The organism is Corallococcus sp. CA047B, from assembly GCF_003612065.1.
Taxonomy (GTDB): domain Bacteria; phylum Myxococcota; class Myxococcia; order Myxococcales; family Myxococcaceae; genus Corallococcus; species Corallococcus praedator.
On the sequence record NZ_RAWD01000059.1, the window covers coordinates 1 to 12,362 of the forward strand.

The following is a 12,362-nucleotide window of genomic DNA, read 5'->3' on the forward strand; positions in this document are numbered from 1 at the left end:
GACGTGGACAGCCCCACCAGCAACGACGGCCCGGCGCCCAGCCACAGCGCGCCCAGCGCCCGCGCCGGAGGCCCCGTCACACCGTCCGCCAGACGCTGCTCCCAGCGCGTGCTCCCGTCCTTCACCGACAGGGCCAGCACCCGCCCGGGGCGCGTGGCGACGAAGACGGTGTCGCGCTCCGAATCCAGGCCCACCACGTCCGTCACCGGCAGGGACCAGCGCGGTGCCCCGGTCTCCGGCTCCAGCGCCCACAGCCCGGACGCCCCGAGCGCCACCACCAACACCCCCTCCACCATCACCGGCGCGGGCGCCGGCCCACCCTCCGGCGGGACTCCCGGGAGGGCAGGGGAGGGGACCTGCGGCTTCGGCGCCGGCCGCTTCCAGCGCACCTGCCCGGAGTCCGTCGCCAGGGCGCGCACCGCGCCGTCGGGCGCCACCAGGAACACCCGGCGGTGCGACTCATCCACCACCGGCGGTGTCCGCACGGGAGGCTCCCCGCCCAGGCGCCAGCGCTCCTTGCCGTCCTCCAGCCCCAGACAGACGACGTCGCCCACCACGGTTCCGGCGATGACGGCGCTTCCTGCTTCCACGGGCGCCACCGCCACCTCGCGGCCCAGGGACACGCGCCACACGGGGCGGCCCTCGCGGTCCAGGCGCAGCACGGTGCCTGCCTCATTGCCCAGCAGGACGCCATCCGCCACGGCCGTGAGCCCCGCCCGGGACGACGCGTCACTGGAGAACTGGAACGCGCTGTCCACTGGCGCGCGCTGGCACGCCATGACGGCCAGCGTCAACGTCAGGCAGGGCAACCAGGGCAGGCGTGGACAGGCGCGAGACGGCATGGTTTGGGGGAGGATGACGCAAGCAAGGAACTTCGACCATGCCTACGATTCGTGAAGACGAAACCCCCAATGCCACCGGCATCCCGTCGTCCGCCCGGCGCTCGGACATCATCCCGCCCCCGACGCTCGCGGTGACGGAGGAGCTGCTCCACGCGCTCCCCAAGACGGACCTGCACTGCCACCTGGACGGGTCCATGCGGCTCAAGACCATCCTGGAGCTGGCCGAACAGCAGAAGGTGAAGCTGCTCGCGGACACCGAGGACGGGCTCGCGAAGGCCATCCACATGGGCCAGGTGTGCAAGAGCCTGGAGGAGTACCTGGTCGCGTTCGACGTGACGCTCTCCGTGCTCCAGACGGCCGAGTCCCTCTACCGCGCCGCCTATGAGCTGGCCGTGGACGCCGCCGCGGAGAACGTCCGCTGGCTGGAGGTGCGCTACTCGCCCGCGCTGCACCTGCAGAAGGGCCTGAAGATGACCACGGTCATCGACTCCGTGCTGGAGGGCCTGAGGGCCGCCAAGCGCGAGACGGGCATCAAGTGCGCCGTCATCGTCTGCGGCATCCGCCACATCAACCCGCAGACGTCCATGCGGCTCGCGGAGCTCAGCGTCGCGTACAAGAACCGCGGCGTCGTCGGCTTCGACCTGGCGGGCGCGGAGGCCAGCTTCCCGGCCAAGGACCACCTGGACGCCTTCCGCCTCATCCTCAAGAACAACGTCAACTGCACCGCCCACGCGGGCGAGGCCTACGGCCCCGAGTCCATCTCCCAGGCCATCCACTCCCTGGGCGCGCACCGCATCGGCCACGGCACCCGGCTGCGCGAGGACGGCGACCTGCTCAACTACGTCAACGACCACCGCATCCCCATGGAGGTCTGCCCGTCCTCCAACGTCCAGACGGGCGCGGTGCAGTCGCTGGAGTCCCACCCGCTCAAGTTCTATTTCGACTACGGCCTGCGGGTGACCATCAACACCGACAACCGCCTCATCACCGACACCACGGTGACCAAGGAGCTGTGGCTCGCCCACCGCGAGCTGGGCCTGTCGCTGGAGGACCTCACCACCATCATCGTCTCCGGCTTCAAGAGCGCCTTCCTGCCGTTCCGGGAGAAGCAGGACATGCTGCGGCAGGTGAACCAGGAGATCGCCACCACCCTGGCCGCCTTCGAGAAGCGCCCCGCCAAGGCGCTGCGTCAGCCGGCCTGAGCGCCGCCCCCACGCGCCGCCCGGCCTTGAAGGCTTCGGGCGGCGGGTGGTCGTTTGTCCTGGCGCGCGGTGCCCGGGGCCGGGTGGAATGCCCCCCGCATGGCGCGGGCACTTCCGCCGTCGCGCGTGCCACGCCTCGCGTGGAGGGATGATGGACGACACCTACGGCACACCCCCGACGCCGGAACCCGGCCCTTCGCGCGCGAAGGCGGTCCAGGACCTGGCCGTCCCCTCCATCCTGATGCTGGTGATGGCCGGGCTCACGCTCCTGTACTCGCTGGTGAGCATGGCCAGCCCCACGAATGTGGAGCAGCTGGCGCCCTTCCTGGACAACCCGGACATCCCCCAGCAGTGGAAGGACATGATGCTGTGGATGTTGTCGCCCCTGGGCCGCATCGTGCTCACGGTGCCCGGGCTGGTGCTCAACGGCGTGGTGGCCTTCGGCGCCTGGAAGATGAAGAACCTGCAGAGCTACGGCTGGTCCATGGCCGCCGCCATCATCTGTTGCATCCCGTGCTGCGGCCCGTGCTCCTGTCTGTCGCTCATCCCGGGCATCTGGTCGCTCATCGTCCTCAACCGCCCGGACGTGAAGGCGGCCTTCGTCTAGCGCGCGGTCCTTGCCTCCTCGTTGAATGCACATCGGGCGCCCCGGAATCACTTCCGGGACGCCCGTCGCGCTTCAAGGTCTGGGGCCCGTCTGGAAGGTCAGGTGACCTTCATCCCCTTGGGGATGACGACGACGCCGCCGGAGGTGACGTGGAAGCGGCGCTTGTCCTCCGCCGCGTCGTAGCCAATGGTCATCCCGGGCGGAATCTCCACGTTCTTGTCGATGATGGCCCGCTTGATGCGGCACCGCCGGCCGATGGTGACGTTCTCGAAGAGGATGGAGTCCTCCACCTCCGAATACGAGTTCACCCGCACCTTGGGCGACAGCACCGAGCGGTGCACGCTGCCGCCGGAGATGATGCACCCTTCGGCCACCAGCGAGTCCGTCGCCTTGCCCACGCGCTTGTTGTCCGCGTCCGCGAAGACGAACTTCGCCGGCGGATAGTTGTTGGGCTGCGTGTGGATGGGCCAGCGGTCGTTGTAGAGGTTGAAGATGGGGTCCACCTCCACCAGGTCCATGTTGGACTGGTAGTACACGTCGATGTTCCCCACGTCGCGCCAGTAGCCGCGCTCCTTGTCCTCCTGGCCGGACAGCGTGTTCTGGGCGAAGTCGTACACGTACACGGGCTCGTGCTTGTACAGCTCGCTGATGATGGACTTGCCGAAGTCGTGCGCGCTCTTCTCGTCCGCGGCGTCCCGCACCACCTCCTTCACCAGCGTGTCGGTGCTGAAGAGGTAGTTGCCCATGGACGCCAGGCACATCTTCGGGTTGCCCGGCATGGGCGGCGGGTCCTTGGGCTTCTCCAGGAACTGGAGCATCCGCCCGTCCGGCCCCACGTCGATGATGCCGAACTCGCGCCCCTGTTCGATGGGCACGGGGATGGCCGCCACGGTGCACGCGGCCTTCCGCTCGATGTGGAAGTCCAGCATCTTGCGGACGTCCATCCGGTACACGTGGTCCGCGCCGAACACGAAGATGTGGTCCGGCTCCTCGTCCGTGATGATGTTGAGGTTCTGGTAGATGGCGTCCGCGCTGCCCTTGTACCAGTCCAGGCCGGTGCGCATCTGCGCGGGCACCGCCTCCACGTAGTGGCCCAGGAACGCCGTCATGCGCCACGCGCGCGACAGGTGGTTGTTGAGCGAGTCGCTCTTGTACTGCGTCAACACCTTCATCCGGTACACGCCGGAGTTGGCGAAGTTGGAGAGGACGAAATCGATGATGCGGTAGCGCCCGCCGAACGGGACCGCGGGCTTCGCCCGCTCACGCGTCAGCGGCTCCAGGCGCGTGCCCGCGCCTCCCGCCAGGATCATGGCCAGCAGCTTTGACATAGGTGCCGGCCACGTTAGCCCCGGCCCGCCATCCCACAATGCCCGTGCGAGCGCCTCTTCGCGTACCGTTGAATGCCCAACCGCGAGGGGGGGACGGAGGTCCCATCCCCTCCTGGTTTCAGAGGATGTAGGAGGAGGGGTGCAACCCGGTGGGTCCCCTCGCCTTGCGTGGCTTCCCTGGACGCGGCGTGCTAGCGTGGGCACCGCGATGTCTGGCGACCAAACCCGAGTCACCAAGATCTCCAGCCTCACCCCAGGACCCGAGCGCGGCACGGAGTGCTGCCTCGTGCAGATCCACGGACCGGAGCTGGGCAAGAAGTACGTGCTGGAAGAGACCGAGTTCACCATCGGTCGCGACCAGCACAACCACATCGTGGTGGACCTGGACAACGTGTCCCGCCGCCACGCTCGCATCTGGGGTCGCCAGGGGAAGATGTTCGTGGAGGACCTCCAGTCCACCAACGGCACCTACCTGAACGACAAGGAGGTGCTCCAGGCCCAGCCGCTGCGCAGCGGGGACCTGGTGAAGGTGGGCGGCTCCATCTTCAAGTTCCTCGATGGCGACAACATCGAGACCCAGTACCACGAGACCATCTACACGCTGACCATCGCGGACGGTCTCACGGGCATCAACAACAAGCGCTACTTCCTGGAGTACCTGGAGCGGGAGATGGGCCGCTCGCACCGGTACCAGCGCACGCTGTCGATGTTCATGTTCGACATCGACCACTTCAAGCAGATCAACGACGTGCACGGCCACCTGGCCGGGGACTACGTCCTGCGGGAGCTGGCCCAGTCCATCAAGCGGCTGGTGCGCCGCGAGCAGTGCTTCGCGCGCTACGGCGGCGAGGAGTTCGCTGTCGTGATGCCGGAGGACGGGCCGGACAAGGCGCGCGTGTTCGCGGAGAAGATCCGCAAGCTGGTGGAGGACAAGGTCTTCACCTTCGAGGACAAGGTCATCCCCGTCACCATCTCCCTGGGCGTGGCGGAAGTGGCCCCGGAGATGTCGGAGCCCACCCAGTTCATCAAGGTGGCGGACATGAACCTCTACAAGGCCAAGAAGACGGGCCGCAACCGCGTGGTGGGCTGAAGCGCATGGCGTCCGAAGCGGGCGGTCCGTCCTTCCTGGCGCGGCTCCTCTTCGTGCTGCTGGGCATCGCCTTCTTCGCGGCCGCCTGGGTCTGGTACCGCAAGGACACCGACCCGCGCGCCGCCCGGCTGGTGGAGCGGGTGAGCGGAAAGCAGCACGGCGCGGCGTCCTCCCCGTAGGGGAGCACACCGCGCCGCTTCACTTGAACACCGCTCAGGTGCCTTCGCGCGTCTCGGCCAGCCGGCCGCGGGTGCCGGGCAGGCTGTCCGGCGGCATCTTCCCGTAGACGTACTGCACGGTGTCCAGCAGCGTCTCGTGGACGTCGCGGGCCTTGAAGCCCAGCTCGCGCTCGGCCTTGGCGGGCTCCAGGTAGAACCAGTGCTCGCCAATCTCCACTTCCTGCGGATCCAGCTTCGCCACGGTGCCGCGCACCTTGGCCCACTGCTCCAGCAGCTTGCCGCCCCAGATGTTGAGCTCGCGGGGCAGCTTCATGCGCGGCGCGGGCACGCCGGTGAGGCGCTGGAGCCGTTCAAAGAAGTCCGCCAGGGACATGTTCACGCCCATCAGGTGGCGGCCGTACACCTCGCCCCGGGTGAGCGCCTGGACGAAGGCGTCCGCCGCGTCGCGTGCGTCCACGAAGGACATGCCGCCGCCGGGCATGGACGGAATCTCCCGGTTGAGGAACTTCACCACCGTCCAGGTGGAGGACAGCCGGTCATCCCCGGGCCCCATCAGCAGGCTGGGGTTCATGACGACGAGCGGGATGGTGTGCTTGCGGCAGTACTCCAGCGCCAGCTTCTCTTCGTAGATCTTCGACAGGTAGTAGGGCCAGTTGGCGACGGTGGTGATGGGGTAGTCGTCGTCCTCCGTGCCCACGCGCTCCTCCTTCGACACCGCGATGGTGCCGGAGGTGGAGCCCAGGATGACGCGCTTCACGCCCGCTTCGCGCACGTCGCGCAGGAACTCGCGCGTGCAGTCCACGTGCAGCTCGTACATCCGCCGCGCGTCCTTGTTCTGGAAGGAGACGAGCCCCGCCAGGTGGTAGACGGCGTCCACGCCCACGAGCGCGCGGCGCACCGCGTCCCGGTCCTTCAGGTCGCCCTGGAGGACCTCCGTCTTGTCGAATGCGGGGCCGGACGGCTTCGAGCGCGCGATGAGGCGCACGTCGTGGCCCGCGGCGACCAGCCTGGGCACCAGGTGCGTGCCCAGGAACCCCGTGCCTCCAGTGACGAGCAGCTTCACGAGTCCTTCCCTCCCGTCAGGGCGCGGGCCGGCGGGGTGAAGACGCGGTCCGCGCCCACCTGCTCCAGGTCCAACACCTTGCCCGCGCGCAGCGTGCGCACCGCTTCCTCCGCGATGTGCGTCACGTAGCGGTAACCCTCCGAGCGGGCCATGCCCTGCGCCCGCGCCTTCAGCGACGCGTACTCCAGCGCCGGGCCCACGTGCACCTCCAGCTCCTTCGTCTTCGGGAACATGGAGCCCTTGGGCAGCGCCTCGTAGGCGCCGTGGATGTAGAGCGGCAGCACGTCCACCCCGTAGGTGAGCGACAGGTAGCCCAGCGTCGGCTTGAACTCCATCAGCTCGCCCGTGGTGGAGCGCGTGCCCTCCGGGAAGATGAGGACGTTGAAGCCCTGGCGGAGCGCTTCACCCGCCACGCGCAGCGACTCGCGCAGCGAACCCTGCCGGTCGATGGGGATGAGGTGGGTGAAGTTCTCGAACCACGCGCGCTTGAGCGGCGTGTCGAAGAAGTAGTCGCGCGCGGCCAGCGACACCATGCGCTCGCCCTGCTCGCCCAGCACCACGCGCACCAGCCCCGCGTCCAGGTGGCTGGCGTGGTTGGCGATGACGAGGAAGTTGCGGTTCTGCGGGATGAACGTCTTGCCCGTCACCTTCACGTCGAAGACGCCGCCGTAGAGCACCTTCTGCCCGAAGGACAAGAGCTGCCGTCCCACCGCGGACACGGCCTCCGGAACGGGAATCTCCTGGGCCTCCGCGCGCTCGTTCTCCTTGAGGATGTCGCGCGCCCGCGTCTCCTGCGAAGGCCGGCGGCCGGACACCACCACCAGCTTGCGCAGGTCCTCCACCGTCTGCACCTGCGTGAGGTCCTCAATCGCGGGCAGGGGCACGCCCGCGCCCTCCAGCGCCACGGACATCTCCGTGAGCATCAGCGAGTCGAAGCCCAGGTCGCCAATGAGCTGCGCGTCCGGACGCACGTCCGACACCGGGCGGTGGCACACCTCCGCGACCAGCGGGTAGAGCCAGTCCGCCACGCCGCCCGTGGGCGTCGCCTGCGCCTTCTCCTTCACGCGGCCCGCGCTGGCCGCCACGCGGTCCAGGCGCTGCAACTCCTCCACCACGCGCTTGCGCTTCACCTTGCGCGTGGACGTCCTGGGCAGCTCGCCGTCCCAGAAGCGCACCGTCTTCACGCGCCGGTAGAAGGGCATGCCCGCGCTCACCTTGCGGAAGTGCTCCTCCAACTCGTGGCGCACCTCCTCGCGCGGACGGTCCTTGAAGTCTGGCACGCAGAGGCAGGCCACCTTCTCGCCGCCGGACTCGTCCGGCAGGCCGACGATGGACAGCTCCTTCACGTGCGGGTGCTCCTGGTACAACTCCTCCAGCTCGTCCGGGTAGACGTTCTTGCCGTTGGCGTCGACGATGACGTCCTTGGCGCGGCCCATCAGGTACAGCCGGCCCTCGTCGTCCATGCGGCCCAGATCACCCGTGTGCAGCCAGCCGTCCTTCACCACGGCCTCGGTGGCCTCGCGGTCCCCGAAGTAGCCGGCCATCACGTTGGGGCCCTTGGCCAGCACCTCGCCGATGCCGTCGTTGTCCGGCGTGAGGATGCGGAACTCGATGCCCGGCAGCGCCTTGCCCACCGAACCCCGGATGCGCTTGTTGGTGGCCTCCGACACCGCCAGCACCGGCGCGGCCTCCGTCAGGCCGTAGCCCTCGCGCATGGTGAAGCCCAGCTCGTGGAAGGCCTGGTGCACCTCGTCCGACAGCGCGGACCCGCCCGACACCAGCACCTTCACCCGGCCGCCGAACTTGCGGTGCACGGGCCAGAACAAGAGCTTGCCCAGGTTGAGCGAGCTGCGGTTTCGCAGCTCCCCGTTGGCCGCCATCAGCGCCTTGAGCGCCTGCTCCACCACCGGCGGACGCGCGGCCATCTCCTGCGTAATCTTGCGGTGCAGGAGCTGCCACAGCGCGGGCACGCCAATCATCGCGGTGACGCGGCCCGTCTCGAACACGTCGCCCAGCCGGTCCGACGTCAGCTCGTCGATGTACGTGATCTCCGCGCCGCGCGAGAACGGCGTGAGGAAGCCGGCGGAGAATTCAAACGTGTGGTGCAGCGGCAGCACGGACAGCACGCCGTCGCCCACGCCCACGTTGAACGCGCCCGCGAGCTTCGCGACCAGCGACGTGAAGTTGCGGTGCGTGAGCATCACGCCCTTGGGCGTGCCGGTGGTGCCGGAGGTGAAGATGACGCTGGCCACGTCGTCAGGGGCGGCTGTCTTCCTCACCGGCCCGATGCGGTCCGGGTACGCCGGGTCGCCCGTCATCGCCTCCGCGAGGCTCGCCACGCCCACGCCTTCACCCAGCGCGGTGAAGAGGCCGGGGAAGTCCTCCGCGGCCTGCTCGGAGATGAGGCACTGCCTGGCCGCGGCGCGCTTCGCGATGTTGACGACCTCCGCTTCCGTGAGGGCGGGGTCCACCGGCACGACGGTGGCGCCCGCGCGCAGGATGCCGAAGTAGCTGATGGCCCACTCCGGCCGGTTCTCCGACACCAGCAGCACGCGGTCGCCGCGCTGGATGCCGGCGGCCATGAGGTAGCTGCCCACGCGCGCGGCGTAGCGGTGCACCTCGCCGAAGGTGAAGCGCTCCTCCTTCTCACCCGCGGCCATGCGGAAGGCCACGCGGTGACGCCACGCGTGCACGGTGGCCTCGAACATCTCCAGCAGGTCGCGCGACGCGGGGATGGCGGTGCGCTTCTCGCGCTCCTCGTCCAGGCCCGGGAACACCCACTTCTCCAGGCCGGGCAGGTGCGTGCCCAGGAAGTACTCACGCCAGTCGATGCGCTCCGGCGCCCAGTCGATCTTCGCGCGGTCCGCGGCCACCATGCGCTCGTAGACGGAGCGCGTGTTGTCGCAGCGGAAGACGTAGCGGTTCTCCCAGAGGAAGGGGAGGAACAGCTCGATGAGGCCGGACAGGCTGCCCGCCTGCGACTCCACCTCGTCCAGCGCGGTGACGGCCTTGTCCACCATCGCCTGGATGCGCGGCGCGCCCCAGGCGGGCCGCACCTCGCCCAGCGTCTTGCGCAACAGCTTCGCGCCCTTGAGCAGCATGGGCGCGCTGAGCAACTGGAACTCCTGCTTGCTCACCGGCTGCGGCTCGATGCGCGAGCGCAGCGAGTTGACCAGCGAGTTGCCCGTCTCGCGGTTGCGGTAGAAGCGGCGGCGGTACAGGCCCACCAGCTCCACCGAGCGGCTGGCGAGGAACGGGTTCACGTCGCCGGAGGCCAGGTTGTAGACGCGGCGCTCCTCCACCTGGATGGCGTGCGCGGTGATGCCCAGCGTGGCGCCCGCCACCTGATCCACCGGGATGATGTCCAGGATGGCGTGGTCCCCCGCGGGGATGCCGCGCTGACCCTTGATGCCCGCGTACGCCAGCGGCGCGGACGTGGTGAAGCCCTCGTTCCAGCCGGGGAACGGGAAGTGCGCCGCGCTCTCCACGATGGAGGGCCGCACGATGGAGTAGCGCAGCCCCGGCGTGCCGGCCATCACCTGTTCGCCCAGGTGCTTGGTGTACGTGTACGTGTTGGGCCAGCCCCAGTGCAGCGCGCGCTCCATGCCCGCGCGCACCAGCTCACCGGACAGCCACAGCTTGCGCTCACGGCCCACCGCCAGCCGCAGCGTCTTCTCATCCGTGGCGTCGCGGCCTTCCTCCTCCAGCCGGTCCAACGCCTTCTGCCGGAAGATGGACGTGAGGGCCTTGTCGTCCGCCTGTTCGCGCAGGCGGGCCACGGTCTTCTCCGCGTCCACCAGCTCCTGCTCCAGGCTGAAGTCGCGCCCGTCCATCTCCTCCATCTTCGGGAAGTAGCCCGCCACCTGCTCGTCCTCGAAGACGAGCCCGCTGCGGTTGCCCGCGACGAAGGCGGTGGACATGTGGATGAGCGGCACCTTCCAGCGCAGCGCCAGCTCCACCGCGTTCTTCACGCCGTGGGTGTTGACGTTGAGGCCCACCTCCAGCGACGGGTTGAAGGACACCAGACCCGCGCAGTTGACGATGGCGTGCACCTGCCCCGTCATCCTGGCGACGTCCGCCTCCTCCAGGCCCACCCAGGGGTCGGTGATGTCGCCGTCCAGCACGATGCACTTCTCGCGCAGGTACTGCATCGCGCCGTCGTCGCCCAGGCGGTCGCGCAGCGGCTGGAAGGGCTCGCTGGGCGCCACCTTGTCGAAGAAGCGGCGCTCCGCGGACGCGGCGCTGCCCTTGCGCACGACGACGTAGACCCGGTCCAGCACGTCGCCGTAGTGGAAGAGCAACATCGACAGCGTCACCTTGCCCACGAAGCCGGTGGTGCCGACGAAGACGATTCTCTTGCCGGTGAAGACCTCGGTGACGTTCAGCTCGGAGGGCGTGGCCATGTCCGTGTGCGACCCTTTCACTTCACGTCCACCATCACCGTGGGCGCGATGCGCAGCAGGCTGATGGACGCCGAGCGCCCCATGAAGCCGCGCGCTTCTTCAATCGCCTCGGAGAGGGTGTCGGTGCGTTCCCAGCCGAGCAGCGCCGGGACGTGGTTGTTCTCCGCGCCCGCGACAATCACCTTGCCCACGTGCTGACGGCCGTTCTCGCCCCAGTACCACATGTAGAAGGGGTGCACGCCGTGGTAGGCGTTGCCCTTCCTGTACAGGTGCACGTAGCTGGGGTTCTCCGCGAACTCCTTCTCGTACTTGTGCTCCAGCTTCATGGAGTCGCGCGTCTCCGGCAGCAGCCGGTGGAAGAACTCGATGTAGCTGGGGTGCTGCACCGGGTCGAACTCGTCGTAGGCCGGGTGCAGGAGGATGAGCACGCCGCCCTTCTTCACCAGCGGCACGCCCCGGTTGAGGTTGTAGAAGTAGCCCAGCCCCATCACCTGCACGAGCAGCGGGTTGAGCACGGAGTTGACGCTGTAGGGGCTGACGAACGGGATGGGGAAGATGACGATGTCGCTCTGTCCCTCCACCGGCACCACGTACTGCTTCCAGCTCTGCTCCAGCGTCTTCTGGTGCGTGGGCTCCGTCGCCCCGGCGAACACGCCCGTCACGTCGTAGGGCGCGGGGATGGCGTTGAGCACCTTGCGCGCGGCGGCGCGGGGCAGCTTGGACAGCGTGAAGCGCAGGGCCTGGAACTTCAGCCGGTCCGCCTCCGTGTAGTCCTCTTCCTTCTTCGCGAGGAAGTCCGTGGGCGCGCCGAACATGCGGTTGTTCAGCGTGGTCTCGATGTGGAAGACCTTGAGGTTCTGGTCGATGACCGTCCCGATGCGCGTGTTCTTCGTGTACAGCGCGCTCGCCTTCGGCTCCATGTAGCTGTCGGAGTCGCGGATCGTCTTCGGGTTGTGGTGGTGCCTGAGCGACGCGTAGTTCGTCACGCCCGTGCCCATGGACTTGTGCCCGCCGTTCATGGGCACGAAGTTGATGTTCACGTAGACGATGAGGTCGCTCTCCGCGACGCGCCGGTTCACCGCCACCACTTCGTTGTGGCTGGTGCGCTCCAGCTCCGTGATGCCGTCCGGGTCTTCCGCGTCGTGGTTGTAGTAACGGTCCGGGTAGTAGGCGTCGTAGATCTTCTCGCCCACCATCCGCTTCATCTCGCCTTCGGTCATCCGGCGGTGCAGCGCGTTGGCGATGACCAGGTGCACGTCATCCACGCCGGAGTCCGCGCACAGCTCCAGCACCACCTCCAGGATGGACTGGCGCACGTCGGGCGTGACCATGGGCGGCAGGGGCACGCTGATGTCGTCGATGACGCAGGTCAGCCGCATGCCGGGCTTGAGCAGCGCGTGCAGCGGGTCCATGCCCTCCGGGTGGTTGATGGCCCAGCGGATGGCGGCCTTCACGTTGGGCACGCCCTCCAGCGGGGGGCGGGGGAAGATGACCCGGGTGCCCACGGGCAGGTCTTCCTGCAGGAAGCCTTCACCGTAGAAGAGCGCCCGGGGAGGGCTGCCCTTCTCCGTGATGACCACCTGGCTTTCCTCGTCGTACAGCTTCTGGAGCGTCTTGAGCGGGCGCATGGGCGTGGGCCGGGGGAAGG

9 protein-coding genes are annotated in these 12,362 nt (G+C 68.5%); 4 read left to right on the top strand and 5 right to left on the bottom strand.

Translation table 11 applies throughout. From position 1 onward, the window contains the following. Window positions 1–779, bottom strand: a 779-nt coding sequence (locus D7X74_RS12490) for a PQQ-binding-like beta-propeller repeat protein (RefSeq protein WP_233602074.1), incomplete at its 3' end; no start/stop codon positions are given. 101 nt (window positions 780–880) lie between these two features. Between D7X74_RS12490 and add the strand changes: the two genes are divergently transcribed. Together add and D7X74_RS12500 are read left to right on the top strand one after the other, a co-directional pair. After that, a complete protein-coding gene (gene add / locus D7X74_RS12495; protein WP_120533165.1) occupies window positions 881–2,044 on the top strand; it encodes an adenosine deaminase in 1,164 nt (387 codons plus the stop codon). A gap of 148 nt (window positions 2,045–2,192) precedes the next feature. Continuing rightward, a complete protein-coding gene (locus tag D7X74_RS12500; RefSeq protein WP_120533166.1) occupies window positions 2,193–2,651 on the top strand; it encodes a hypothetical protein in 459 nt (152 codons plus the stop codon). A gap of 98 nt (window positions 2,652–2,749) precedes the next feature. Here the strand turns inward: D7X74_RS12500 and glgC are convergent, their stop codons facing one another. After that, window positions 2,750–3,979: a glucose-1-phosphate adenylyltransferase gene (glgC, locus tag D7X74_RS12505; RefSeq protein ID WP_120533167.1), complete on the bottom strand. Its 1,230-nt coding sequence runs from the start codon at window positions 3,977–3,979 to the stop codon at window positions 2,750–2,752. 208 nt (window positions 3,980–4,187) lie between these two features. On the opposite strand from glgC, the gene D7X74_RS12510 reads away from it, so the two are divergent. Then, the gene (locus D7X74_RS12510; RefSeq protein ID WP_120533168.1) at window positions 4,188–5,069 is read left to right on the top strand and encodes a GGDEF domain-containing protein; all 882 of its coding nucleotides are present in this window, start codon (window positions 4,188–4,190) and stop codon (window positions 5,067–5,069) included. Window positions 5,070–5,074: 5 nt separating this feature from the next. Continuing rightward, the gene (locus D7X74_RS12515) at window positions 5,075–5,248 is read left to right on the top strand and encodes a hypothetical protein (protein ID WP_199732662.1); all 174 of its coding nucleotides are present in this window, start codon (window positions 5,075–5,077) and stop codon (window positions 5,246–5,248) included. A 34-nt stretch (window positions 5,249–5,282) separates the two neighbouring features. Here D7X74_RS12515 and D7X74_RS12520 read toward each other — a convergent pair whose 3' ends face one another. Genes D7X74_RS12520 through D7X74_RS12530 form a run of 3 tightly spaced genes read right to left on the bottom strand, consistent with a single transcriptional unit; the run spans window position 5,283 to window position 12,342 of the window. Then, window positions 5,283–6,311 carry an NAD-dependent epimerase/dehydratase family protein gene (locus D7X74_RS12520; protein ID WP_120533169.1) on the bottom strand — a complete coding sequence of 343 codons (1,029 nt, stop codon included), beginning with the start codon at window positions 6,309–6,311 and terminating at the stop codon, window positions 5,283–5,285. Then, complete coding sequence (locus D7X74_RS12525) at window positions 6,308–10,714, bottom strand: AMP-binding protein (RefSeq protein WP_120533170.1); 4,407 nt, start codon at window positions 10,712–10,714, stop codon at window positions 6,308–6,310. The genes D7X74_RS12520 and D7X74_RS12525 overlap by 4 nt, the downstream gene beginning before the upstream one ends. Window positions 10,715–10,731: 17 nt before the next feature. After that, window positions 10,732–12,342 (bottom strand): lactate racemase domain-containing protein, encoded by a 1,611-nt coding sequence (locus D7X74_RS12530; protein ID WP_120533171.1) that lies wholly within the window; start codon window positions 12,340–12,342, stop codon window positions 10,732–10,734. Window positions 12,343–12,362 lie beyond the last annotated feature (20 nt).